This window comes from Streptomyces sp., from assembly GCF_050698815.1.
Taxonomy (GTDB): Bacteria; Actinomycetota; Actinomycetes; order Streptomycetales; family Streptomycetaceae; genus Streptomyces.
Genome location: NZ_JBOHCV010000133.1, coordinates 1 through 24,301 on the forward strand (window position 1 = coordinate 1; position 24,301 = coordinate 24,301).

At 69.6% G+C, this 24,301-nt stretch carries 24 protein-coding genes, 1 tRNA gene, 1 other RNA gene and 1 pseudogene; 8 read left to right on the forward strand and 19 right to left on the reverse strand.

Going from position 1 to position 24,301, the window contains the following annotated elements; genetic code table 11:
- Together ACRDP3_RS05225 and ffs are read right to left on the reverse strand one after the other, a co-directional pair.
- A partial coding sequence (locus tag ACRDP3_RS05225) for a DNA polymerase III subunit gamma and tau (protein WP_431515625.1) occupies window positions 1-1,452 on the reverse strand: 1,452 nt, incomplete at its 3' end.
- Between the two features lie 127 nt (window positions 1,453-1,579).
- Window positions 1,580-1,678: signal recognition particle sRNA small type (gene ffs / locus ACRDP3_RS05230), an RNA gene on the reverse strand.
- Between the two features lie 94 nt (window positions 1,679-1,772).
- Between ffs and ACRDP3_RS05235 the strand changes: the two genes are divergently transcribed.
- The 3 genes from ACRDP3_RS05235 to ACRDP3_RS05245 all read left to right on the forward strand — a co-directional run bounded on the left by ACRDP3_RS05235 (window position 1,773) and on the right by ACRDP3_RS05245 (window position 3,546).
- Window positions 1,773-1,857 (forward strand) — tRNA-Ser (locus tag ACRDP3_RS05235).
- A gap of 450 nt (window positions 1,858-2,307) precedes the next feature.
- Window positions 2,308-2,463 (forward strand): hypothetical protein, encoded by a 156-nt coding sequence (locus ACRDP3_RS05240; protein WP_431515626.1) that lies wholly within the window; start codon window positions 2,308-2,310, stop codon window positions 2,461-2,463.
- Window positions 2,464-2,976: 513 nt separating this feature from the next.
- On the forward strand, window positions 2,977-3,546 hold the full coding sequence (locus ACRDP3_RS05245; RefSeq protein ID WP_431515627.1) for a hypothetical protein: 570 nt from the start codon (window positions 2,977-2,979) through the stop codon (window positions 3,544-3,546).
- Between the two features lie 116 nt (window positions 3,547-3,662).
- Here ACRDP3_RS05245 and ACRDP3_RS05250 read toward each other — a convergent pair whose 3' ends face one another.
- From ACRDP3_RS05250 to ACRDP3_RS05270, 5 genes are all read right to left on the reverse strand, one after another.
- Window positions 3,663-5,717, reverse strand: coding sequence for a thioredoxin domain-containing protein (locus tag ACRDP3_RS05250; protein ID WP_431515628.1), 2,055 nt, complete (start codon window positions 5,715-5,717; stop codon window positions 3,663-3,665).
- A gap of 47 nt (window positions 5,718-5,764) precedes the next feature.
- Window positions 5,765-6,664, reverse strand: a complete 900-nt coding sequence (locus ACRDP3_RS05255; protein ID WP_431515629.1) for a LysR family transcriptional regulator — start codon at window positions 6,662-6,664, stop codon at window positions 5,765-5,767.
- Between the two features lie 80 nt (window positions 6,665-6,744).
- Window positions 6,745-7,635 (reverse strand): ABC transporter substrate-binding protein, encoded by an 891-nt coding sequence (locus ACRDP3_RS05260; RefSeq protein ID WP_431515630.1) that lies wholly within the window; start codon window positions 7,633-7,635, stop codon window positions 6,745-6,747.
- Window positions 7,636-7,727: 92 nt separating this feature from the next.
- Window positions 7,728-8,984 (reverse strand): MFS transporter, encoded by a 1,257-nt coding sequence (locus ACRDP3_RS05265; RefSeq protein WP_431515631.1) that lies wholly within the window; start codon window positions 8,982-8,984, stop codon window positions 7,728-7,730.
- A gap of 163 nt (window positions 8,985-9,147) precedes the next feature.
- Window positions 9,148-9,306 (reverse strand): hypothetical protein, encoded by a 159-nt coding sequence (locus ACRDP3_RS05270; RefSeq protein ID WP_431515648.1) that lies wholly within the window; start codon window positions 9,304-9,306, stop codon window positions 9,148-9,150.
- 9 nt (window positions 9,307-9,315) lie between these two features.
- On the opposite strand from ACRDP3_RS05270, the pseudogene ACRDP3_RS05275 reads away from it, so the two are divergent.
- Window positions 9,316-9,519: pseudogene (locus ACRDP3_RS05275) on the forward strand (IS630 family transposase); the annotation flags it as partial.
- A 355-nt stretch (window positions 9,520-9,874) separates the two neighbouring features.
- Here the strand turns inward: ACRDP3_RS05275 and ACRDP3_RS05280 are convergent.
- The 4 genes from ACRDP3_RS05280 to ACRDP3_RS05295 all read right to left on the reverse strand — a co-directional run bounded on the left by ACRDP3_RS05280 (window position 9,875) and on the right by ACRDP3_RS05295 (window position 14,503).
- Entirely contained in the window at window positions 9,875-10,906 is a 1,032-nt protein-coding gene (locus ACRDP3_RS05280) for a M14 family zinc carboxypeptidase (protein ID WP_431515632.1), read from the reverse strand.
- A 47-nt stretch (window positions 10,907-10,953) separates the two neighbouring features.
- Window positions 10,954-12,153 (reverse strand): M14 family zinc carboxypeptidase, encoded by a 1,200-nt coding sequence (locus ACRDP3_RS05285; protein ID WP_431515633.1) that lies wholly within the window; start codon window positions 12,151-12,153, stop codon window positions 10,954-10,956.
- Window positions 12,154-12,697: 544 nt separating this feature from the next.
- Window positions 12,698-14,068 carry an FG-GAP repeat protein gene (locus tag ACRDP3_RS05290; RefSeq protein WP_431515634.1) on the reverse strand — a complete coding sequence of 457 codons (1,371 nt, stop codon included), beginning with the start codon at window positions 14,066-14,068 and terminating at the stop codon, window positions 12,698-12,700.
- A gap of 9 nt (window positions 14,069-14,077) precedes the next feature.
- The gene (locus ACRDP3_RS05295) at window positions 14,078-14,503 is read right to left on the reverse strand and encodes an NUDIX domain-containing protein (protein WP_431515647.1); all 426 of its coding nucleotides are present in this window, start codon (window positions 14,501-14,503) and stop codon (window positions 14,078-14,080) included.
- An 86-nt stretch (window positions 14,504-14,589) separates the two neighbouring features.
- On the opposite strand from ACRDP3_RS05295, the gene ACRDP3_RS05300 reads away from it, so the two are divergent.
- Genes ACRDP3_RS05300 through ACRDP3_RS05315 form a run of 4 tightly spaced genes read left to right on the forward strand, consistent with a single transcriptional unit; the run spans window position 14,590 to window position 17,577 of the window.
- Window positions 14,590-14,910 (forward strand): hypothetical protein, encoded by a 321-nt coding sequence (locus tag ACRDP3_RS05300; RefSeq protein WP_431515635.1) that lies wholly within the window; start codon window positions 14,590-14,592, stop codon window positions 14,908-14,910.
- 2 nt (window positions 14,911-14,912) lie between these two features.
- The gene (locus ACRDP3_RS05305; RefSeq protein WP_431515636.1) at window positions 14,913-15,881 is read left to right on the forward strand and encodes a prenyltransferase/squalene oxidase repeat-containing protein; all 969 of its coding nucleotides are present in this window, start codon (window positions 14,913-14,915) and stop codon (window positions 15,879-15,881) included.
- The gene (locus ACRDP3_RS05310; RefSeq protein ID WP_431515637.1) at window positions 15,881-16,534 is read left to right on the forward strand and encodes a uracil phosphoribosyltransferase; all 654 of its coding nucleotides are present in this window, start codon (window positions 15,881-15,883) and stop codon (window positions 16,532-16,534) included. Before ACRDP3_RS05305 ends, ACRDP3_RS05310 begins: the two co-directional genes overlap by 1 nt.
- Complete coding sequence (locus tag ACRDP3_RS05315) at window positions 16,531-17,577, forward strand: WD40 repeat domain-containing protein (RefSeq protein ID WP_431515638.1); 1,047 nt, start codon at window positions 16,531-16,533, stop codon at window positions 17,575-17,577. Before ACRDP3_RS05310 ends, ACRDP3_RS05315 begins: the two co-directional genes overlap by 4 nt.
- An 87-nt stretch (window positions 17,578-17,664) precedes the next feature.
- On the opposite strand, the gene ACRDP3_RS05320 is transcribed toward ACRDP3_RS05315, so the two are convergent.
- From ACRDP3_RS05320 to ACRDP3_RS05355, 8 genes are all read right to left on the reverse strand, one after another.
- A complete protein-coding gene (locus ACRDP3_RS05320) occupies window positions 17,665-18,807 on the reverse strand; it encodes an FAD-dependent oxidoreductase (RefSeq protein WP_431515639.1) in 1,143 nt (380 codons plus the stop codon).
- Window positions 18,804-19,061 (reverse strand): helix-turn-helix domain-containing protein, encoded by a 258-nt coding sequence (locus ACRDP3_RS05325; RefSeq protein WP_431515640.1) that lies wholly within the window; start codon window positions 19,059-19,061, stop codon window positions 18,804-18,806. Before ACRDP3_RS05325 ends, ACRDP3_RS05320 begins: the two co-directional genes overlap by 4 nt.
- Complete coding sequence (locus ACRDP3_RS05330; protein WP_431515641.1) at window positions 19,061-19,558, reverse strand: DUF2975 domain-containing protein; 498 nt, start codon at window positions 19,556-19,558, stop codon at window positions 19,061-19,063. Before ACRDP3_RS05330 ends, ACRDP3_RS05325 begins: the two co-directional genes overlap by 1 nt.
- A 425-nt stretch (window positions 19,559-19,983) precedes the next feature.
- Window positions 19,984-20,448: a cyclic nucleotide-binding domain-containing protein gene (locus ACRDP3_RS05335; RefSeq protein WP_431515642.1), complete on the reverse strand. Its 465-nt coding sequence runs from the start codon at window positions 20,446-20,448 to the stop codon at window positions 19,984-19,986.
- 25 nt (window positions 20,449-20,473) lie between these two features.
- Complete coding sequence (locus ACRDP3_RS05340) at window positions 20,474-21,145, reverse strand: CBS domain-containing protein (RefSeq protein ID WP_431515643.1); 672 nt, start codon at window positions 21,143-21,145, stop codon at window positions 20,474-20,476.
- Between the two features lie 397 nt (window positions 21,146-21,542).
- Window positions 21,543-22,631, reverse strand: coding sequence for a MerR family transcriptional regulator (locus tag ACRDP3_RS05345; RefSeq protein WP_431515644.1), 1,089 nt, complete (start codon window positions 22,629-22,631; stop codon window positions 21,543-21,545).
- 94 nt (window positions 22,632-22,725) lie between these two features.
- Complete coding sequence (locus ACRDP3_RS05350) at window positions 22,726-23,691, reverse strand: permease (protein WP_431515645.1); 966 nt, start codon at window positions 23,689-23,691, stop codon at window positions 22,726-22,728.
- Window positions 23,688-24,044 carry an ArsR/SmtB family transcription factor gene (locus ACRDP3_RS05355; RefSeq protein WP_431515646.1) on the reverse strand — a complete coding sequence of 119 codons (357 nt, stop codon included), beginning with the start codon at window positions 24,042-24,044 and terminating at the stop codon, window positions 23,688-23,690. The genes ACRDP3_RS05350 and ACRDP3_RS05355 overlap by 4 nt, the downstream gene beginning before the upstream one ends.
- Between the last annotated feature and the right edge of the window lie 257 nt (window positions 24,045-24,301).

Here is a 24,301-nt window from a genome sequence, read left to right on the forward strand (position 1 = left end):
GGGCTGCTCCGCGGGCTCCTCGGGGCGCCCTGCGGCCTGCGGAGGCGACGCTGTACCGGGGCCCGTGCCGGAGCCGGTGCCGGAGGGCCAGGCACCTGGCCGGCCGGGGTCGCCGCCGTCCCGCTCCGGAGCCTCGGAGTGAGCGGCGACGGGGGCCTGAGCCGGAGCCGCGGCGGCCGGAGCCGGAGCGGCCACCGGGGCGGCGGCCGTGGCCGCCGACGCCTCCGCTCCCGCAAGGGTGGCCGTACCCGTACTCGGACCCGTCCCCATGCCCGTACCGGCGAAGGCGGACGCCGCCCCCCGCTCCAGCCGGTCGAGGCGGGCCCGCATCGAACCCTCGTCCCCGTACGCCGCGGGCAGGAGCACCCGCGCACAGATCAACTCCAGCTGCAGCCGCGGCGACGTCGCCCCGCGCATCTCCGTCAGACCCGCGTTGACCAGATCCGCCGCGCGGCTCAGCTCGGCCGCTCCGAAGGCGCCGGCCTGGCCGCGCATCCGCTCGATCACGTCGCCCGGGGCGTCGATCAGGCCCTTGTCCAGCGCGTCCGGGACCGCCGCCAGGATCACCAGGTCACGCAGCCGCTCCAGCAGGTCCGTCACGAAACGCCGCGGGTCGTGACCGCCCTCGACGACCCGGTCCACGATCTCGAACGTCCGCGCGCCGTCCCCCACGGAGAAGGCGTCCACCACGTCGTCCAGCAGCGCGCTGTCCGTATAACCGAGCAGGGACGTGGCCATGGCGTACGTCACACCGTCATCGCCCGCGCCGGCCAGCAACTGGTCCATGACCGACATCGAGTCCCGTACGGACCCGGCCCCCGCGCGCACGGCCAGCGGCAGCACCGTCTCGTCGACCGGGATCGCCTCCCGGTCACACACCTCGGCCAGATAGTCGCGGAGCGTGCCCGGCGGCACCAGCCGGAACGGATAGTGATGCGTACGCGACCGGATCGTGCCGATGACCTTCTCCGGCTCGGTCGTCGCGAAGATGAACTTGAGGTGCTCCGGCGGCTCTTCGACCACCTTCAGCAGGGCGTTGAACCCGGCCGTGGTGACCATGTGGGCCTCGTCGACGATATAGATCTTGTAACGGCTCGAGGCCGGCCCGAAGAACGCCTTCTCGCGCAGCTCACGGGCGTCGTCCACGCCACCGTGCGACGCCGCGTCGATCTCGATCACGTCGATCGAACCCGGCCCGTTGCGCGCCAGGTCACCGCACGACTGGCACACGCCACAGGGGGTGGGCGTGGGCCCCTGCTCGCAGTTGAGACAGCGGGCGAGGATGCGCGCACTGGTCGTCTTGCCGCAGCCGCGGGGGCCGCTGAAGAGATACGCGTGATTGACGCGGTTGTTGCGCAGCGCCTGCTGCAACGGATCGGTCACGTGCTCTTGCCCGATGACCTCGGCGAAGGTCTCGGGGCGATACCGGCGGTACAGGGCGAGGGACGACACGCCCCCGACGATATCGGTGCGCGCCGACAAGTCACGCCGCTCTCACCCGACGCCCGGGTCCGCTCGCACACGAGGCCGAAACGACGGGGCCGCCGGCGGTCCGGGGCACACCCCGACCCTCCCCGGGAACGTCAACGCCCCCCACGCACCCACCAGAGCCCTCCTACCCTTGCTGCCTTCCGGCCCTGGGGGAGTTCAGAGAGATAGCGCCACGTGAGGGGCTGCGCCCACCTTACCCGATGCCCGTCCCAAGCCCACCCGGCGCCCTGACCGGCGACCGGGTTCGCGAGCACGCCCCGGCGTCTTGTAGTGTTCTCGGCGGAGGATTCGCCTAGTGGCCTAGGGCGCACGCTTGGAAAGCGTGTTGGGGGCAACCCCTCACGAGTTCGAATCTCGTATCCTCCGCCCAGCCTCACCGGGCTGAACGTAGGGCCCCACCGCTCCGGCGTTGGGGCCCTACGTCGTTCGTGGTCTCAGCCCTCGCCAACCCGGCGCATAAGGCACCCCACGTCATGCTGGAGTGACTCGGGCTTCGCTCCGCCACGGAATTCACGAGTAGGAATTTGACCCGGGAAGCAGCGCCCGAAGAACGACGCGGGCTGCCCGCCCGTCACCTCGTGGTCTCAGTCAGGCCCGTGACTGGTCCGGCGGGGCGACTTGGAACAAACGAGAGCTTGCACGTGCATTCGATCCCCCATGCCGGGCACACGGTCGTCAAGCAACACCCACCCGGGGCCCTCGCACCCCGGGGCTCCCCACCCGCTCCCTCTTGCAGACCGTGCGGGAGTGGGGCGCGGCCCGCCCGCGAGACACGGGCCGCGCGCTGCTGACGGTCCTCACGACGGGAAAACACACGTGATCATTCTCGGTCTCATCCTCCTCATCATCGGCATGCTGGTCGGCATCAGCCTCCTGACGACGGTCGGCGGCATCCTCATCGTGGTCGGCGCGATTCTGTGGATCCTCGGCGCCACCGGCCGCGCAGTCGGTGGGCGTAAGCACTTCTTCTAGACCGGCTCCTTGAACCGGGCCCACCCCGGACGAGCCGGCCCGTCACCCCGGTGCACCGTTCCTTCCCGGCGCACCGGGGCGACGGTCGTCAGATCGCCCCGCCCCATACCGGGCACAACGACCGACTCGACCTCTGCCGAGTGGCCGGGGTTGTCCGCGCCCCACCGGGAGACCACGGCCGCCGCGTGGGCTTGTCGTCGTCCTTGTCCGCGTTGGGATCGCCGTTGACCGCTGCGTCGAGGTCCTTGCGAGGGGTCGAACTCGTCCCCGCTGCGGAGGTTGTTGAGACTGTCACCGGCGACCGAGGCAGCGGCGCCCGCCGTCATACCGCCCGCCGTGTTCCCCAGGATGCCTCCGCCGAGCTCCTCGCCCCGCGGACCGCCGATGTACTTCCCGCATGCCTGTGATGTCCCCCATGGCGAGATGCTGTTGCCTAAGCTCTACGATCAGCGGTCACGCGGCAGAGACCGATCTCGCTCTCCCGCACCGTGTCTGCACGAAGGAGGAACTCCCGTGCTTGAGAGCGTCCCGCCCTCCACGGTTTCCCGTGCCATCGACGACCCCCGGACCCAGTCGGCCCATCTGGCCACCTGGCGGCGCGGGTTGATTCGGCTCGTGACGTGGACTGTTGTGTGGGCGCTGCTGACCCTGGCAGTGATCCTGATCAACGACCGGGACCTGGAGACCGTACGGGCCGTGTTCCTGCTGCTGATGTTCGTCAGCCTGCGGCCCCTGGCGTTGTCCGCCATCGCGATGCAGACCGTGCGCTCGATCGACATGGCGCTGGGAAAGCACCCCTGGCAGTACTGCCCGGCGGTGCGCAGAGCCCAAGGGGTCAAGATGAGCGGAGGAATCACCGTGCAGATCAAGCTCGGTGACGGTGAGGACGGCCGGACATCGGTGCTGAAGACCGGTGTCGGCGAGGACGGCTGGTCGCCGGTGATGAAGGCGCGGGCTCCGTTCCGGTGGCGGCGGTGGACGAAGGAGCTGGAGAGCGGGGCGTGGTTCGCGGGCGATGCGAAGAGCGGTGGGGTGCTCGCTCCTCCCGGCGGCAAGGCGCTAACCCTCGTGACCCCCAAGTAGCCCGGAGCCGGAGTCCGATCGAACCCTGGTCCCATCAACTGCCGTGCGGGCAGCCGCTGCGGGCCCGCGACGCATGCGAAGCCCTCGACCACGAACCGCTGCCGGAGCATGGGCTCTCAGGCATCCAGCTGTACGGCCAGCTCGGCGGCGGTGCTCACGGGACGTGCGCAACTGCTCTGCCGGCACACGTACGCCATGGGGTGTCCATCGGCCAGACCCCGTCCGGCCAGGAACGGAACCGTCCCGGCCGGGTCCGCGGTGGCGGTGACGATCACGGTGCCGGGCCGTGGTCGTCCGGCCGCGGTCCGGGTCAGCGCGTCGCGGTCGGGGCCCGGCCGGCCGAGGATGGCGACCTCCTGCGGACCGGCGGCGACCGCCTCCAGCTGGCGCAGCAGCCATCCGTGGCCCAGGGGGCTCGTGCGGGCCTGCTCCTGCTGTACCAGGACGCCCCGCTCCGCGCGGGCCCGCCACCTGTCGGCGCCGGTGAGCCCGGCCAGGACCAGGCAGACCTCGGCCATCACGGATGAGCCGGCGGGGACGGCGGTGTCGGTGGTGTCGGTGGCCTCGCGCTGCCCCCCGAGCAAGGGATCGGAACCGGCGCGGTTCTGAAGCCATCCTGCGTGGTGGTCGTCGTGGAACCGCTCGTGCGTTTCTTCGGCGAGGGCCGTCCCGCGGTCGAACCAGACCTGTGCGCCGGTGGCTTGGAAGAGTTCCAGATCGGCCAGGGCCAGGGCGGCGTGGTCGAGAAGGAAGCCGTCGACGGTCGCACGGCCGTCCCTCCAGGAGTGGCGCAGGTGCCCGCCGTCGACCAGCTCCTGGTGGAGGAAGTCCGCACAGGCCGCGGCGGCCGCCGTCCAGGCCGGTTCGTCCAGCAGCTGGCCGGCACGCACCAGTCCACGCACGGTGAGGGCGTTCCAGTCGGTCAGGATGCGGCGTTCGGTGCGAGGGGGTACGCGTTCCGCACGCCGAGCCAGCAGGTGGCTGCGGATCCGGTTCCATTCACGGTCCCAACCGTCCCGCGTCATGGTGAGCCGTTCGGCCATACGCTCTGCTGTCATGGTTCGGCGCAGCACGTTCGTTCCGTTCCAGTTGCCGTCCGGAACGGCACCCAGGAAGGCCGTCCACGGCCGCGGGTCCACGCCGACGTCGTGGAGAGCCTGGACGAGGTCGTCGAAGGACCACGTGTAAAACGCCCCTTCGATCCCGGCCGCGTCCGCGTCGGTGGCGGAAACGAAGCCGCCGTGCTCGGCCTGGAGGTCGGTGAGCAGGTAGTGCGCTGTATCCCGCGCCACTCGTTCCAGTTCCCTGTCGCCGGTGGCGGCGGCAGCGGTGGCGTAGGCCGGCAGGAGCAGGCCGTTGTCGTACAGCATCTTCTCGAAGTGCGGCCACGACCACGCCTCATCGATGGTGTAGCGGCTGAATCCGCCGCCGAGTTGGTCGTGGATGCCTCCCTGGGCCATCGCGTGCAGGGCATGGAGAGCGGCCCGCAACGCGTCCTCGTCTCCCGTCCGCGCATGCCGGTGCACCAGCCACTCGATCGTCATGGCGTGCGGAAACTTCGGTGCCGTACCGAAGCCGCCGTGGTGGCGGTCCCAGCTTTCGCCGACGAGTGATCGCGCCGCGTCGTCGGCTGCTGAGATGTCGACGGCCCGTCCTGCCGCGGGGCGTGGTGCCCGGCGGGAGAGGAACGAGGAGATCTGCTCGGCCGTGGCGGTGACCTCGTCGTGCCGCTGCTCCCAGGCGTGTGACGCCGTCTCCAGGACCTGCCGGAAGGCGGGAAGACCGTTCCGCGGTTCCTTGGGCCAGTACGACCCGGCGAGGAACGGGCTGCCCTCCGGCGTGAGGAAAACCGACATCGGCCACCCCCCGCGGCCGGTCATCGTCTGTACCGCTCGCATGTAGGTCGCGTTGACGTCGGGCCGCTCCTCGGAGTCCACTTTGACGGCGACGAAGTGTTCGTTGAGGACGGCGGCCGTCTGCTCGTCGGCAAAGGACTCCCTCGCCATCACGTGACACCAATGGCAGGTGCTGTAGCCGACGGAGAGAAACACCGGCACGTTTCGTCGTTGTGCCTCCTCGAACGCCTCGCGACCCCACGGGAACCAGTCCACAGGGTGGTGTGCGTGCTGTCGCAGGTACGAAGAGGGTGCCCGGGCAAGGCGGTGGGCCATGTCGTGGTACTCCAGTAGGGATTGCTGCGAGAGTGCGGTCCGGCCGGTCAGCGCGTCGTCGACCCGCGCAACCAGTCCGCGAGGGCCTCGGTACTGCTCGACTGTGGTTCCCCCTGGCGGAGCACCAGGCCGACTTCCACCGTCGGGGCCGGCCCTTCGACGGGCAGCGGTACGAGAGAACCGGGGGAACGATCGCGCCCGTAGTCGGGGATGAACGTCGCCACCACGCCGAGCTCGGCCTCCGCCGCGAGCACTCTGGACTGCAAGCCGTCGATCTCCAGCACCGAGTGGTCGCCGGTCAGACCGAACTCCCGGAGGACCGCACGGTAGTAGCTGGACTCGACGCTGGTGAGCGGCGCCGTGATCAGGCCCGCTGCGCCGATCTGGTCGACGGTGACGAGTTCCTCATCGGCCAGTGGGTGACAGGGCGCGACCAGGAACGTCAGGGTGGCCTTGTGCAGCGGCTCGAAGTTCACCTCGCTGGGCAGATGCCAGGAGATGACGTAGGCCAGATCGAGTTCCCGGTCGACCACTGCCTGGGCCTCACGACGGCTGTGGCCGAACCGCAACGACAGCAGGGTGCCCTCATGCGAGCGGCAGAACGGGGCGATCACCCCTTCCATGAAGTACTTCTGCTCGAAGGCGATGCTGCATCCCAGCCGGACCCGTCCGCGACGGCCCTGCTCGATGTCCTTCAGCGACTCGGTGAGGTGATCCTGCTCGCGCAACATGCCCAACGCGACCCGGTACACCTCGTGACCGGCCGCCGTGAGGTGCACGGCCCGCTGCTCGTAGTGCAGCAGCGTCGCGTTCAGGGCCCTTTCGAGTTCGCTGACGTGATGTGACACGGTCGGCTGGGCCAGATTGAGATGGCGAGCCGCCGCCGAGTACCCGTTTCGGTCCACCACGGTGACGAAGACCAGCAAGCGGAACAAATCCAGTGCCACCGAACCTCCTCCGGTCGTCCAGCGGCCGCCCAGGGCACTGGAACCGTCTCAGCGGTGACCCGCCACCGCACCAGCACGCCCTAGGCGAGAACCGCCTGCTCGAAGCCGTTGTCCGCCGTGACGTCCACATCCAGCAGGTCCCAGCTCCTCATCCAGCGCTGGGTGACATCGAACATCTCTCGGGTGTAGGGCTCGAACACGATGCGCTCGCCGGGCCCGAAGCGACGGACGTCGACGACCTCGGCCAGATCCTCGGGCATCTCACGCAGCCAGTACTTCTTGTAGCGCTCCGGCTCCAGGTCGATGTCACGCTGCGCCTTCTCCAGCGCCCGGAAGTACTTCCGGGTGTCCTCCAGATCGGCAGTCCCGGGAACCAGGAAGCCCATCACGAACGTGGTGTCGACGAGCTTGCGGTAGCCCAGCTGCTCCAGCATGTAGTACTGGGCCCCGAACACGTTCGCCGCCGCCACCTCGCCGCGCATGAGCAGCCGTACGCGGTCGTAGGGCAGGCCCGAGAACGACACCTTGATCGCGTCCCGCTCCAAGAAGGGCTCCAGCCCCTGGATGGCCGAGTAGTGGCTGCCGGAGTGATAGCTCGTCGCCACCGGAACACCTGCCAGGTCTTCCGGGCGCGTGTGCGGCGAGTCGGCGGAGACGAAGATGCCGGCCGGCGACACGGAGTAGGCGTTGCCCCACATGCGCCCGGCTCCCTCCGTGGCGGCGGCGTTCACCGCCCAGTGGCACGCGGCTGACACATCGCAGGTGCGCCCCTGCTGCATGTCCTCGAACGCGCCGCTCCGCACCTCGACGGGAACGCTGTCGGCCGGCTGCACCGCAGAGGTGGTGCGTGACGCTCCGGCGAACCCCGTCCGCATGAACTCGTAGTCGAGGCCTTCTGCGGTGAAGTGACCGTGCTCCTCGGCCACCCATTCCTGCAACCTCACGTGCGGCTGAATGACGAACTTACCCATGGTCTTCTTCCTCCACTCGGCGGGTGCGATCGACGCTAAATGCGTCCACCGGCCGCGGCAACGGGCTGGAATCGATGGCCGTATCGGAATTCTCAATGGCCGTCTTCGGTCCGCGCCGGGACAGCAGCGGCCACCTCCGCCACATCGCCCGGTGACGATGTTTTCCGGCCCGCTGGAGACGTCGCCGGGACGACCCACGCGGCCACAGCACCGAGCCCACCGACCAGGGCGAACACATAGAATCCCCATGGATACGCGATCCCGGCGGAGAGCAGGCCCCCGCCCACCAGCGGTCCGCATATCGCTCCCAGCCGACCGACTCCGGCCGTCCACGCAACGCCTGTTGCCCGCACGTGGTCGGGATAGACGCGTTGTGTGTAGGCGTACACGAGCGCCTGCGAACTGAAGACAAAGAAGCCCGCAAGGAAAAGCACCCCGTAGAGAACCGGTTCCGGCAGCCGCAGGCCGAAGGTGGCGAGAAACGTCGCCGCGCCGACAAACCAGCCGATGGTGGCCTTGCGCACGCCCTTGCGGTCGGCCAGGCGGCCTCCCAGCAGATAGCCCAGAATGGCGCCCAGATTGAGGGTGAGCAGGAAGCCGAGCGAGTGGCCGATCGAGTACCCCGCCGCGTGCATGATCTGCGGCAGCCAGGTATTCAGCCCGTAGATGAGCATCAAGCCCATGAACGTGGCCACCCAGAACGCCACGGTCGCCCGCAGGAAGCCGTCACGAAAGAGCCCCGCGAGAGCGTCGCGTCCGACCTGCGCCCTGGTGACTGCGGCATCCCGGGCGGCTCGGAAGACATCGGACTCAGGCAGATTCCTCAGCATCAGTGGGATCAGCACGAACGCCGGCAGCGCTCCGGCGACGAACATGACGCGCCAGCCGAACTGTGGGATGAGCACCATGCCGGACACGGCGCACAGCACGGCACCGACGTTGTAGCCCGTCATCACCGTGGTCGTGGCACTGCTGCTCTGCCCCTTGCGGGCCTTGTACTCGGCCACCGTCGTGACCGCGGCGGGCAGACAGCCTCCCAGACCCAGGCTGGCGGCAAACCGCAGAATGGTGAACACCGGTGCCGACGGGGCGGCCGCCGACAACAGCGTGAACAGGGAGAAACACGCGACCGAAATGATCAGCGCTTTACGTCTCCCGATGGTCTCGGCGACCGTTCCGATCATCAGCGCGCCGATCGTCATGCCGACCAGGCCGATCGTAGCGATCGCCGAAGCCGATCCGGGCGTGAGTCCCCACACCTGCTCACTCAGCATTACCGGAAAAACAACGGCAAGCGCGACGAGGTCGAACCCGTCGAGCACAACGGACATCCAGCACAGCGGCAGCACCCAGCCGCCTCTTCGCGGACTCGGAGTATGCACGGAATACCTCCAATGCGTCGCGAAACGGCCCAGGTTGCGCCGCGTGCTCCACCACCTGAACCCGGACCAGCAAAAGGGGCGCGATACGCCCTGCTGGCTCCGACAGTCCGGTGATGGTATGTGGCCTGGATCACCCCGACAACGGGCGTTCATCGATGACGGCATCGAAATTCTTGATGGTCCGTTTCTTCGGCGAGAACGAAGAAACGCCCGCGATCCACCCCACGCCTACGCTGCGTGCGAGACCGGGAATGTTCGCCGGGGTGGTGCGATGGGCCAGATTCCGCATCGACTCACCTTCACCTTCGCCGAGTTCGGCCCGCAGGGCATCAGGACCACCGCCGGGTCCTGCTGGGCCGAACAGGGCCGGCCCGACCGGGTCCCGGCGACCTGCCACCGCACCCACGGGGTGACCCCACTTCCACGGCTGCTACCCGGTCGGCGACGACCACCCGTGGGGCACCAACCGGCGCCGCACGGCACCGACAACACCTGGGCCGCGCCCCAAGCGAGACAGCCGTGGGCTGACTCAGGGAACGGAGAAGTAAATGGCACAAACGAGAAGCCGCGTAGACGCGGAACAGCTATCTGACGCGGGTGTTCAGCAGGGCGGGTCGGTGTTTCTGCCATGGCTGCCGTTCTTTCGGCACTCCCCAAGGAGGAGAACGATCACGACCGCCGTAACCCTGAAGCGTCATGGACGACGCCACCCCCAGAGGGACCGTGCATCCCCACCGCGCCCACAGCCCTCGACCCGGCCACACAACGATGGCCGGGGCGGACTCGCGGGTGTCGCGAATCCACCCCGGCCGTGCGGCACCGGGTTCAGTGTTCCGGCGGTCGGAGAAGGCCGGCGGTCAGAAGTCCGGACCGCAGGTGCCCTGCTCGGCGAAGGGCAGGTCGTCGTACCCGGAGACGTCGTAGGACGACAGCGAGCCGTCGGCGATGGCGTTCAGCAGAGCCATCGTCGGGATCCGGAAGAGGTTCTCCAGTTGCCCGTTGCTCTTCTGCCCGACGGAGCGCACCTCGTAGAAGATGGCGCCCTTGGTGGGTGACTCGGCCACCGGCTCCTCACCGGCCGGCGCGGTGCCGCTCATGAGCATGCGGCTGAGCCCTGCGTTGGTGATGTCGATCAGCGGATAGTGGGCGACGTTGACCGGCCCGTACTCGGCGAGCGCGTCGACGCTCACCATGGCCATCTGCCGGTTGGTCAGCCATTGCTCCGCCGTCATCCGCGACGGGTCGATCGAACGGGCCCCGATCTGGAACTGGTTGAGCTCGTTCGTGCCCTGCACCACGGGCGACTGGCCCATGTGGTGGAGGTCGAGCACGAGCTCCGGCGCAAGGTCACGCCACAGCTTCCAGAAGGCGACCGTCTCCACTTGGGCGAAGTTCTCGAAGTCGCGGTTGAGGTCGACCCGGTGGGGGGTGACGCTCTGCCGGATGTTGGCCTCGGCACCGTCGGGGTTGTACATCGGGATGACGATGACCGTCATCTCCTCGCGGATCTGCTTCGCGTCAGGGTTGCCGGAGGCGAGCAGGCCGAGGATCTGCAGCAGAGCCTCGGTGCTGTGCAGCTCATTGCCGTGGATCCGGCCCTGCAGCCACACGGTCTTCGGCCCATCGCCCACCGTGGCGTACAGCAGGTCCCGGCCCTCGCCGGAGGTACCGGCGGAGTCGACCTCCACCAGGCCGTGCGAGGTTCGCTGGATGCGGGCGAGTTCCTGTACGACATCGGCGTAGCCGGCGACGCTGCTCCGGCTGACGTTCTGGTTCTCCTGCAGGCACGGTCCGCCGGGGTTGAGCGGTGACTCGGCGGCAGCCGGCGACAGGCCGCTGAGCCCGGCCACGAGCAGCACGGCGGCCAGCGTGGTGCTGAGTCTTCGCATGGCGGTTTCCTTTCAGATCGTGGAGTGGGTGAGGTGCGCGGACGGCCTTACAGGTGCTCGGGGTTGCCGATCCGCGGACCGGCCGGGGGGATGTCCAAGTAGCGGTTCGGGTCGACGCCGGAGACGGTGCCGGAGGCCAGCGCCTCCAGGGTGACGCCGAGGCCGGCGACCGACTGGCGGATCAGCATGCCCATGGACTTCTGGCCCACGGTCCGGGTCTCGTAGAGCATGATCCCGGAGCCGTTGAGGGCGTACGAGCCGAGCGCGGTGCCCGGGAATTCGACGTCCGGGTAGCGGGTGATGCCGCCGAACGGCGAGTTGCCCAGGGAGCGCAGCATGTCCCAGACCAGCACATTGACCTGGAAGCTGAGGTCGCGCACGGCCGGGTCGAGTGGGTACTCCGGTGTGCCCTCGGTGACGATGCCGATGACCTGGAGGGTGGTGAGCTGGTTGTTCTCCTCCGACTCCACGTTGCTGCCGCGATGGTGGTGGTCGATGAAGAACTCCGGGTGCATCCGCTGGTAGACGGCAGTGGAGACGCGGGCCTCGGGGGTGACGAAGAAGCCGGGGATGCGGGACTCGCTCGGCAGCAGCGCCTCGTCGCCCGGCTGCAGGCGGAAGTTGAGGTCCGGGTTGAAGTCGCGGTTGATGTCGTAGCCGGAGACCGCGCCGGGCTGCTGCAGGCTGCGCGGCAGATACCAGGGGGCGGGGGTGTCCGCAGCCAGGCCCCACGCCTGCGGCGTCCACTCCTGGGTGTTCTGCCGGCGCTGGACGAGGAAGCCGTTCCCGGTGCGGAAGTCGGCTCCGTCCATGTTCAGACGCGGGATGAACCAGATGGCCAGCCGGTCGAGTATCTCCAGAACCGCCGGGTGCGAGCTTCCGGCGAGCGTCTGCATGAGGTGCAGCGCGGCTTCGGTGCCCAGCGGCTCGCCGCCGTGGATCTGGGTCTGGATGAGGACGGGCATCTTGCCGGCGCCCGGCTCGCCGAAGCGCGCCAGGTGGATGGGCCAGCCACTCGACGAGGTGCCCGCGACCTCGAGGGCCATGCGGCCTCCGGACCGGTCCGCGATCTGCTCGAGCTTGGGTCCGAGATCGATGTTGGCGGTGAGGGCGGCCTTCTGGACGGTCTGGCCGGGCTGGATCCACGGTCCGTTCGGCCGCGACTGCGGCTCCGCGAACGCGAACGACGGCAGCGCGAGGCTGCCACCGATTCCGGCCAGTCCGGCGAGGAGGGAACGACGGCGCATGAGTGGTCACTCTCCGATCGAAGACTTTGTCTCCGGGAACGGTGGTGCATACCAATACGGCCTGATCGTCGATCAGTCTGGACACGAGTTGCCTATGCGACAAGTAGGCAGATCCCACTTTCTACCGATGGCTCACCCCGACCAGGCTGCCTCCATGCTGCGAGCCGCCTCGGGTGATGCCGGCCGTTCATACGAACAGCAGCCGGCCTCCTCGACGTTCAGTCAGTTAGACCGTGCTGGACATCGGTTGTGGCCCGGGCAGTGACCGGCGGGCGGAGAGTTGGAAAGCGTGTTGGGGGCAACCCCTCACGAGTTCGAATCTCGTATCCCCCGCCCAGCCTCACCGGGCTGTCACGAAGGCCCCGACCTGATCAAGGTCGGGGCCTTCGTCGTTCTCCGTCTCGGTTTCCGTCTCAGTCGGCCTCGGCCAGGAGATGTCCCATGATCAGGCGTGAGGTGGCTCTCAAGCCCGTCGTAGCGGTGATTGAGCCAGGAGCGCGTGTCCACATCCCGACCGTGCGGGCCGAGGCCGCGAGGCTACCGGCTACTGGAGAAAGCCGTGCGGGCTCTCGTTGTCGTCGAGTTGGGTGAGCCCGGTCGTGGTCAGGCCGCTGTCGGTGCCTGGCAGGCGGAGCGAGCTGAGGTTGCCTCCGACGAAGAGGTCGGCGTGACCGTCACCATCGGTGTCGCGGAGACGCACGGTGCCGCCGAAGTTGTCATCGGCGGTCACAGCGCCGGGAATGCCGCTCGTGGCACGGGAGAACCACTGCGATCCGGTGCCGGCCAGACCGTCGGCTCCCCCCTTGAACAGGTGCATGCCGCCGGCCCATTCGACTGTGCCGATCGCCTCACCCCGTACGCCGACGGCCAGGTCGGGAAAGCCGTCGCCCGTGACATCGGCGGCCGAGATGCTGTCACCGAACCAGTCACTGGCCTCAGGGGTGCCGGCCACATCAGCGGTGGCCTGCGTCAGACGCTGGGACGTCGAGCCCGGGCCCGTGGCTCCGCCGGGCCAGATGACCACCGCGCCCTGGTAACCGCTGTCCGCAGGGTTACCGATGGCGATGTCGCCGTAGCCGTCCTGATCGAAGTCGGCGATCACACCGTCCGGTCGGGAGCTCCACTGACTCGCGTCGAAGCGGAGCGCTTCACCCGGCGTGAGCGTGGATCCTCCCCGGATGAACCAGGCGTCCGTCGTGGGGTGCTCCACGCCGGCGACGACTCCGGTGATCACCAAGTCGGTGGCCGAGTCGGGCGTGACCTTGCCGGCGATGAGCGTGTCCGCGCTGAACGAAGTCGACTCCTGATCATGCTCGGTCACCGAGCCGGTGACGCCGGTCCTGGTGATGGCACCGCGATAGACGAACGTCTTCCCGCCATTGATGGCGGCGAGGTCGGGCGTGCCGTCGCCGTTGAAGTCGCCGGTGGCGAGGTCCTTGCCGAAAGAGTTGAACTGGCCGGGGGTCTGGTTCGGCATCGTCGTTCCGCCGGCGAGACCTGAGGAACTGCCCCACAGGACGACCACGGCACCCTGGTCGTTCCGGCCGTCGACGTCCTCGTCGGGCACGGATACGGCGAGATCTCCGTAGCCGTCCTGGTCGAAGTCGGCAGCGGCACGGACCTGGCCGAACGCGTCGTCCTCCTCATTGGCGCCGGGGACGCCGGGGCTGCCCTGGTGAATCACCTGGGTCTCGGTTCCGGGACCGGTCGCCGTGCCGAATACGATCTTCACCGCGCCGGCCCGGGCCGTCGTGTTCCACGCGATGGCGTTATCCCGGTAGCCGTCGCCGTTGAAGTCGTCGGCGTAGAGGGCCGCGGCCGCGACCGCGACGGGCGGAGCTGCGACTGCTATCAGGCCACCTGTGAGGGCGGTGGCGGCAATCGTCGATAGAGCGATACGGAATCGCTTGTGCACGCGGGGCTCTCATTCTGCATGCGGGGATGTGCGACGGCATCCGCAGTCGTTGGGGTGCCTACAGCTGCTGCGTCTCCGGGAATCGTCATCGGATGTGGGCAGCCGTTGGCCATCAGGAGACTCCCCACAGGGCACAAGGGTTGTACGAGCGGGAGATGCTTTCGTGCGCTGCAAGGGGATCCCCTCGGCGCTCTCAAGAGGGTTGCCATGGCGCCTCGCAACTGGGACTTGACCCTCCTCGCGGAGCTCACGCGCCGCGGTATGCCGCGGATCTCCGCCGGCGTCATGCAGGCCGCCGGGCAGCTCCCAGCCCAGCGGTCGGAGACGAACAGGTGCCGCCAGATCATCAGCGCCCGTTCCTGCTCGTCGAGCAATGGTGACCGCTGTTGCCTTACAACGTGGTGCTTGGCGAACGTACCCAACCCGGCGCGGGATCGCCTCAAGACAGCTGACAGCGCGTCATCGATGAGCGATACTCGTCCTGCCGGCAGGAGCGGGCCCCAGCCGGAGGAGGGGGCGGCGTGGCCAGGACCGAGGAGTACGGCAACGCCTTCGACGATCTTTCGGCCGAGATCGCGCGGGTTGGCGAGATCTTCGAGGGCACCACGCTCTACCTGCGCAGGACCTTCGCATGCGGCCCCTTGCACAGCGGCTGGCGGCAGTTCCTCCAGGAGGACGGGCCACCGAGTGCGGCGGGCACGGCCTGCGCGATCGGCTCGCTGGTGGCCATGGGCGTCAGTCCGGGCGACCCCCAGTTGGTCGCGGCGCGTGACTTCCTGTTCTCCGCCGTGTGCGCTGACGGCGGCTGTCCAAGCCGCGGCTGGCCGACCACTTCAGCCTGACGATGGTCACGTGCCTGTCGCTGCTCGCGCTGGCCAGGATGGGCGTGTCCAGCGAGCACCCGGTCCTGCTCGGGGGCCTCGACTGGGTCGTGGCGGCGCAGAACGCCGACGGCGGATGGGGGAACACCGTCCGCGACGGCCAGAGCGACACCACCGCGACCTCCTATGCCATCCGCGCCCTGACCGTCGACGACGACGCACGCCTGCGGTTCGGCTCCGTCGTGGAAGCGGGCGCCGGCTGGGTGCAGCGGCAGGGCGACGACGACGGCACCTGGGGGATCCGCGGCGGCACGGTGTCGACCATCGCGCACACCAGCCACGGCGTCGCGGCCCTGATCGCCGCCGGCCGGCCGCTGGAGTCGCTGCACGCCTCCCGAGCGTGGTTGCTGGCCCGCGCCCGCACCGGAGCGCTGGCCGCCTGGCTGGAGCACTACAGCGGCTCCCCCCGGGACGGCGTCGCCCGCGCCGACGTCCCGGGCGAGGGCGCGCAGTCCCCCTTGAACGCTGTCGTCATGCGCTCGGAGCGGCTGCGCTGGACCCACCTGCCCGCCGAACGCGCCCTGATCGCCCTGCTCTCGTTGGGCGTCGACCCGAGCGACGAGGCGGTCAGGCGGGTGGCACGGGACACCGTCGGACGCCACCTGGACAACGCGTACTGGGGGGTCGACTCGATGCCGAACACCGCGCCATCCTGGGCCATCCTGGAAGCGGTGGACGCCCTCGCCCGCTATCGCCGCCACCTCGAAGAGGTCGGCCAGATCTCCTGGTTGAAGCGGATCAACGCCGGTCTGGTGGCGGAGATCGCCGATCTGCGGGTCGGCAACAGCGCGCTACTGACCGCCGTGGAGAAACTCAACGGGCGGCTGTCAGCGCTGGAGTCCGCGGGCGGCGACGGGCCGGGCGCCGCCCCCGTCGGCGCCGCGCCCGCACAGGGACCGGCCCCGGCCGGAACCGCAGAGGAACCGCGCTGATGCAGGAGCACTCCTACGCCTGCGCGGCCCACCCCCGGTTGCGGGTCCACCCCTCGGCCGAGGCGGACCGGCTCAAGGGCGCGCTCCTGGAGGCGCCCACCCGCCCTGCCGACGCACTCCGACACGTCCGCGCGATCGCGGGCATCCTGCTCGCCCGCTGGGCGCCGCCCGGCGCGACGGACGGCACCGTGCCCACCGTGCCGCTCTTCGTCCTACGCGGCGGCCTGATGCTGTGGCAGCCCTGGCTCGATGCCTTCGGGCCAGGGCCGATGGGCGTGCTGGCGCCGTTCAGGACCAAGCACGAGGCGGATCCGGTCGTGGTCTACGGCTCGGTCCCTGACGCTCTCGGAGCCCGCTACGCCCTGCTGGACGTGGCCCTGGCATCCGGGCGGACGGCGCTGGCCGCCTGCCGGACGCTGGCCGACCGGGTGGGCCCGCGGGCCGTCCGCATCGACGTCATCGTGCCCTTCGTCGCCGACCGGGGCCGCGACCTGCTTCTGGAGCGCGTCCCCGGGGCGCACATCCACTGCATCTGGCACGACGAGCGGGTGGCCGACGACGGGCGGATGGTCGGGCCAGGCTTCGACATCGGGGAGTTCGCCCTCGGCAACTCCGGCACCTCGCTGCGCTGGGCCGTCGGGCAGGAATCTTGAGCCGCCGCGCCCCGGCCGCCGGGAGCCGTTCCCGGGCACGGCGGCAGCCGTTCCACGGCCGCCGGGGCGGTCTGCTGCGCTGGGAGGACCTCAAGGCACCGGCGACCGCGGCGCTCATCCGTACGCACGCTCCCCCCGAACACGCGCCCGATGCCGCAGCGTTGGCCCCTGCCCCCGTCCTGCCGACGGCCACGCTCGCCGAGCGGGCCCGCGCCGCCGACCTCGGCTCCGGCGAGCCCATGCCGCTGCTCCCGCTAGCCGACACCCGCGGCCGTCCCGCCCAAGGGGTCGCCTTCCGACGCGACGGCATGCTCATGGCGGCGGCGTACGACGATGGGACTGTCGGCCTCTGGGACCCGGTCTCCCGTACATTGCGACACCGACTGACCGGCGAACGGCCGCTGTCCGCGCTGGCCTTTTCCCCGGACGGGTCGCTCCTCGCGGGCGCGGACAAGGACGGCGCCGTGACGGTCCGGGACGCGGCCACCGGGCGCCAGGAGGTCGGACTCCCCCACGACGGCGGCCCCCTGCGCGCCCTGGCCTTCTCACCGGACGGCGGGGGGCTGCTCGTGGGAGGCGCGGACGGGACCATACGGCTGTGGAACCTCCGCTCGGGTACGCGGGTTCCACTGTTGGCGAGCCGCGGCAGCGCCGTGCTCGCGCTGTCCTTCGCCGCGGACGCGTCCGTGCTGGCCGTCGGGGACGAGAACGGACGCGTGAGCCTGTGGGAGGCCGGCGCGGACGGCCGGGAGCTGTGGGCGGGAACGGAGCCGTCCTGCGAAGGGGGAGTCGAGGCGCTGGCGTTCGTCTCGGACGGCACCCTTGTCGCCGCCCACGCCGGTCCGCCGGGGTCCGGCGCGGGCATGGCCGTCACCTTGTGGCGCCCCAAGGGCTCCACCCCGCCTACGGTCCTGCACGTGCCTTGTCGGTGCCCGGTGACCGCGCTCGCCCTGTCCCCGGACGGCACCCTGCTGGCCGCAGCCGTACCCAGGCCCGCGGTGCTGCGCTGGGCGCTCTCCGCCCCCGCAGCGCTCAGTCCCTGAGCTGCTGCAGCCGAAGGTCAACCTGCGCGGCGGGCACCCCCTTCCGGCCACAGAGACGAGGCCCTGGTCCACGCCGACCACCGATGTTCACCCACGTGCGGGGCCGGGGAAGGATCTGTCGCCGAAGAGGACCCGGCCGGCCGCGGCCTGGCCGAACGGCGTGCGCAGCAGTGTGAACGCCGCCGCAGCAGCAGCCGGCGTCCGCACGTATGCCAACGCCCTGCGCAGCGTGAGCCGTCCTCGGAAGCGAGCGCGCAGAGCGGCTCCGTCGTAGTGGGTCAACGCGTCCGGTTTCCCGGCCCGCAGCGCGTCGTCGATGACCTCGGCCGCGCGCTCCGACAGCCGCAGGCACGGATCCAGCCCGCCGGCGGTGAGTGGTGAGACCGCGCCCGCCGCGTCCCCTACAAGAACCCCGTCGGCGCAGCTGATCCGGCGCAGCACGCCACCGACCGGAATCAGGCCCCCGCGCCGCTCCACCGCCTCGGGACGGTCCACGCCGGCCAGCCCTGGCGCAGAGGCACCGAACCGCTCCATGGCCCGGCGAAGACCCTCAGGGAAGCGGTCGGCGTAACCCGCGACGCCGACATGGGCGTGCTGCCCGTCGTTGACCACCCAGGCCAGGTAGCCGGGGGCGAGGGAGGGATCGAGCACGCAGTGGAACGTCGGCGGCTCGTCGTTCCCGGGCACCTCGAAGACCTCCTCGGCACCGACGAGCAGGTGGCGGTTGCGGTCGAGGGCGAGGTCACGGGCGACTCTCGAGCGGGCTCCGTCGGCGCCGACGACGAAGCGTGCCCGGACCGTGGTCGGCCCGTCGCGGCCGGCCAGGTGGAAGGTGTTGCCCTGTCGGCCGGCGTAGCGCGTGCCCAGTGCCATCCGCACGCCGGCTTCGGCCGCGACGGCCGCCGCCGCCGCGTAGAGCGGCGCCATGTCGCCCACCCGGTACTCGTCGCGGGGGCTGATCAGGCTGACCGGGCGGCGCATCGCAGGGGGGTAGAGCACCACTCGCCGAATCGGTGGCCCGAGGTGCTCGGGGGGCAGCGGAAAGTCGTCGAGCGTCTTCCGCACGAAGATTCCCGTGGTGCGGATCGCGGAGGCAAGACTGGCTCGCCGTTCGACCAGGAGTACGTCGTGGCCTTGCCGGGCGAGGAGCGTGGCGGTGTGAAGACCGGCCAGCCCCGCCCCGATCACCAGTACGTCGGTACTGGTCGTGACGCCACGTACCTCGGTCACCGGTGACCTCCCTGCGCGGCACCGGGGGCCGCTTCGCTGTCCGCGACATCCTCGGGCTCCCAGCGCAGCAGGTCTCCCGGCCGGCACTCGAGCACCTCGCAGAGCGCGGCGAGCGTGGCGAAGCGCACCGCCTTGGCACGGCCGTTCTTGAGCACCGCCAGGTTGGCGGGCGTGATTCCCACGCGGTCCGCCAGCTCGCCCACGGACATCTTCCGCCTGGCCAGCATCACGTCGATGTCGACGGCGATCGGCATCAGATCACCTCTTCCAGCTCGGCCTGCATCTGCGTCGCCTCGACGTCGCGCGCGACGGCCTGAGCGAGCAGCATCCGCACTACGAGCACGATGAGCGCGACCCCCAGCACCGCCACGACGGCCCCGCCCATCAGGAGGACGACGCCCGGGGCGACGGCCTCGCCCGGCGCGAGGAGGACCGCGAGCGCGAACACCAGGCCGGCGGCCGCCACGACCGCGCCGATCACGACGTGCACGTACCGGAAGGCGGCGTGGGAGAAGACGGTTCCGCGTCGCACCATCGTCACCAGCCGCCACACGCAGACCAGGACGACCTGGACCGTCACGACACCCAGGAACGTGATCACGAGCAACGGGGTGCGCAGGTACGCGAGGTCCGCTTCGAGCTCCCGCAAGTCGGTGGCCAGCAGCGGCACCATCACCGCCTGTACGAACACCGAGCCGGCGACCAGCACCACGAGCACGGCACGCAGCGCAAGCACAGTCAGCTTTCCCATCGCCCCTCCTTCGATCGACCAACGATGGAAATCTATCGAGAATCGATAGGCATGACAAGAGGTCGGAAAGCGCCGCACATGGCAGCGGCTCCAGGTCGTCGCCCGCGCGTCGCGTCACATTCCCGGCGGCCGCGTCGTCGTACTGCTGAGACACCGTCCGGACAGAGCAGAGGAGAGACCGCGTGTCGGGTCGACGTCCTCGCGCAGCCGCGTCAGCTCGGGCCGCCGAGACCTTCGGCGGCTCCAGCCGCGACGCTGGGGGCGTCAAGCGGCTGGTGAAACTGATGGCGGTCGACTTCGGGCCCCGCGCGCAGGCGGTGGTCGGTCATCTGCTCAGCGACCCGCGGTTCGCCCCCGGAGCAGGGCGCCCGCCGGCGCAGCGCGGCCACGCTGACGATGGGGCTGCGGATTCGGATCGTGCCCCCTCACAGCCAGGAACCACTGCCTTGCGGTCCGTAGAGGTCCAGGAGCCGCGTACGGGCAGCGTGCAATCGGCGGGCGATGATCTCCGCCACACAACGGGTGAGCGCTTGCCCGAACTCGGGTTCCTCTTCGCACAGGTCCCGCACGGCGTTCGCGTCGAACTCCAGGGCCGTAACCGGCGAAAAGGCGGAAGCCCCCAGGTGCCAGATATGGGGCGGGAACAGCCATGACCAGCCGAGCAGGTCATGGGGACCGAGGGTGTCTACTGTGGCGCCCTGCCGCCCGGGAACATGCAGGTCGAGGGTGACCGAACCGGTTCGGATGATCCAGAACCGGTCGGCTCTGTCCCCTTCCTCAAAGATGCGTGTTCCCCTGGGGAAGGACCTCTCTTGCGACAGCCGCATCATCCGATCACGTCCCGCGGCCGGCAGCGCGGCGATCAGCCGGGGACTTGCCGTTGTCGTCATGACCTTTCCCTTCGTCGGCGGCCGGTCACCGCAGCGCTGTGCTCCTGTTGTCATCGGGGCGACGGGTCAGATGACTGCGTACCTTGACCACGCCGTCCACGCTCTGGCACAGCCGTTCCACAACAGGAACGAGGTGACTGGGAGTGACCTCACCGTGCAACGTCACACTGCCGTCCGTCACGTCGACCGTCAGCTGTCCGGGCGCCAGTCCCAGCGTTCCTTCCAGGACGTCGCGGGTGATCTCCTCGTGAATGGCGTCGTCGCGGCGCAGGAAGACGCACAGGAGGTCGGAGCGGCTGAGTATGCCGATGAGACGGTCGGCTTCATCGACGACGGGCAGCCGTTTGACCGCGCGGTCGGCCATCACCCGGGCTGCTTCCACCACGTTCCACTCGGGCCGGGCCACGATGGCAGGGCTCGTCATGAGTTCGTACGCGGCGCCGGCCTCGCTCGGCGTGTGGCTACCGGGCCCGGCTTCGTGAGCAGACAGCAGGCCCGTGGGGTCTGGCAGTCCAGCCTGCTTGCCGAGCAGGTCCGCCTCGGAGACGACACCGACGGGGTGTTCATCGTCGTCGACCACCGGCAGGGCTGTGATGTCGTAATTCGCGAGAAGCTCGGCGATTTCCTTCAGCCCGGTATCGCGGTGTACGCGTACGACGGCCCTGGTCATCAGGTCATGGACGGTTCGGTGCTGCATCAGCCGCCTCCCTTCCACCGCCCGGCAGTGCCCGGGCTCCGGACTCTCATCCACTCTTCATGGTCTGCCGTGTGTGGAGAGGCCGCCAGGCGGCGGTCAGGTCGTGAATGCTCCGCAGGGAAGAGCAAGACCTTGCTCATTCCGCGCGCACGGGTTCGAATCTCGTACCCTCAGCCCAGCCTCACCGCGCCTTCGTCGTGCTCCGTATCGATTCCCGTCTCAGTCGGCCACTGTCGCGCCGAGGTCGTTCAGCTGCGGCGCCGGACCAGCAGGCGCAGACAGGTCGGGGGAGCCGGCTTGCTCCTTCGTGCTGCGCGGGCGAGGCGGTCTTCATCGGCCTCGCGAATGAGTTCCGCGGAACGGTACTGGTGCGCTTCGTGGGGCAGACCGCCCCATTTCACTGTGGGAGCTCCCGTACGTCGGCGACCACGCAGCTGACGTTGTCCGGACCGCCGGAGCGGTTGGCCAGACCGATGAGTTCGCGCACCGCGTGCTCGGGGTCGGTGACGGTGGAGATCACCCGGTGCACTTCCTCGGCCGGCACGACAGTGGACAGCCCGTCGGTGCACAGGAGATAGCGGTCTCCAGGCAGGGCGTCGTGGAGGCGCAGGTCGGGGGTGACATCACCTCCCCCGGTCAGCGCCCGCGCCAGCATCGACCGCTGCGGGTGGGAAGCCGCCTCCTCGGGGGTGATGCGTCCCTCGTCGATCATCGACTGCACCAGAGTGTGGTCGTGGGTGATCTGAAGGAGCTCGCCGTCGCGCAGGAGGTAGGCGCGGGAGTCACCGACGTGGACGAGCGCCAACTGTGATCCGGTCCAGAGCATCGCGGTGAGCGTGGTGCCCGTGGTGCCCACGTCGTGCGGTGCCTGGCCGGCAGCGGCGATGCCGCGGACGGCTTGGTCGGCCTGCTCTATGACATCTTCGAGGACGTTGAGGAGACCTCCCGAAGGTATGCTGCCGGTCTCGAGGCGCTTGAGCGCTTCCACCGCGGCCGCGCTGGCCGGGGTTCCTTCATCCCCGCACCCGTCGGCGACGGCGAACACGCGGGAACCGGCGTACGCGACGTCCTGATTGGTCTCACGGACCAGGCCGGTGTCGGAGTGTGCGGCGTAACGGATTTCCAGGGGCTGGGTGGTCGGGGACATGGCGTGGTCCTTCCGGGACAGGTGGTCGATGAGGAAGGTCGCGAGATCCCGTCGGGCCGCGGTGTCGGCCTCGACCTCAGCCCAGAACGAACGGATTTCCTGTGTCGCCATGGCCGCTTCCAGTCCGCTGACGTGCCGTATGCGGGCCAGCGGCATGCCGAGGCGGCGGAGCCAGGCCACCAGTCGGGCCTGTTCCAGCTGCTCCGGTGCGTAGAAGCGATATCCGGTCGTCGGGTCGACGCGAGCGGGAGGCAGCAGTCCGAGCTCGTCGTAGAGACGCAGCGCCTTCGGCGACAGCCGGGACGCCCTGGCGAACGCCCCGATGGTCAGCAGCCCCATACCCGTTCCTCCTCATACCGGGCGCGTCGCCCGGCCCCACCGATGCTGTGGCCTCACCCAAGGTGAAGGTCAACCAGTGCGCCGGGCACCCTGGTCACACGAGGGGGATGAGGTATCCGGCGGCGATCGCGATGCCGATGATGGCGAGGGTGTAGGCGGCGAGCAGCCGCGGTGCCATGACCCGGCTCAGCAGTCCGAGTTCGGGAACGTTGACGCCTGCTGCGGAGATGACCAGGGCGAAGACCGCTCCCAGGCCCATTCCGCTGTCGTGCAGGGCGGCGGCGATGGGCAGGAATGCTTCGGTGGAGACGTAGAAGGGGGCGCCGAGGACCGCCGCGACGGGCACGGCAAGAGGGTTGCCCGGCCCGGCGAGCCGGGCGATGAGGTCCTGCGGTATCAGTCCGAGGATGGCGGCGGCGATGGCCACGGAGACGATCATCGGTATCGCCAGGCTACGGGCGAGGTCCAACGCGTAGCGCAGGGCGGGACGGGCCTCCGTACGCCACCCGGCCCATGGGGCGGTGTCGGTGAAAGGGTCGTAGGACGAGGACGCGCAGGCGCCGGCGGCCGGCACCGGATCGACGGCTGGGCCGCTCCCGCCTGTGGTCACCGCGACGGGCGCCCGGGCGGGGCGTAGACCACGTTCCAGGTGGGTCACATCGGCAAGCAGCGCGGCGAGCAGCACGCCGACGCAGGTCACCACCACATAGGCCACGGTGGCCTGCCAGCCGAACAGCGGGATGAGGATGGCCACGATGACCGGGTCAAGGACGGGGGACGACATGAGGAACGCGGCCAGCGTCGCCGTCTGAATCCGCGCGTTGACCATGCCGACAACCACAGGGATCGCGGAATAGGTACAGAACGGGGTGACGAACCCGAGCAGGATCCCCTTCACCGCTCCGCGCAGCCGGCCGCCGCCGAGCCAGTCCTGGAGCCGGGACACCCCGATCTTGCGGGCGATCAACGCCATGAGCGCCGAAACCGCGACCAGCAGAACCGCCAGTTCCGCCAGCAGGACCGCGAAATCGGCCAGTGCGGCCGACAGCCGCTCGCTCACTCTGTCTCCCCCGCCTGCCAGGGCGCCAGCACCTGCGCACTGTTTCCGGAGCGCACCGGCGCGCGGCCCATGACCACTTCGGCGGCGGTCGGGAACTCGGCCAGACAGTCCGGGTTCACGCGCACCAGGCTGGCGGTGCCGACCCTCTCGACGAACACGAATTCCAGTTCGGCCAGGCGGCGGACATGGGCGGAGACCGTCGACTGACCCAGCCCCAGCGCAGCAACCAGCTCTCCGATCGTCACGGGCTTGCGTTCGGTGGCCAGCAGGTGAAGCAACTGCAGCCGTGTCGGGTCCGCCAAGCACCCGAACCAGCTCGCGTACGCCTCAGCAGAGGGACGGTCCAGCATCATTCTCCTTTAATCGTTAATCGCCGATGATAGATGAACGATCACTGCGGGTGCCAGTCCTCGAACTCCGCCCAGGGTGGTAACGCCAACGTCGCACGTTCCGACCCGGTCGGTGATGTCACACTCCGGGCCCCCGCGTCGCTCTCAGGATGCGACGCGACAGGAGGCCCAGGATGTCCGACACCTCGCCGCCCGGCGACGCCCGGGAAGCGGCGGCAGACCCAGCGACGCGGATCTTTCTCGACCACCGCGAGCTGCTG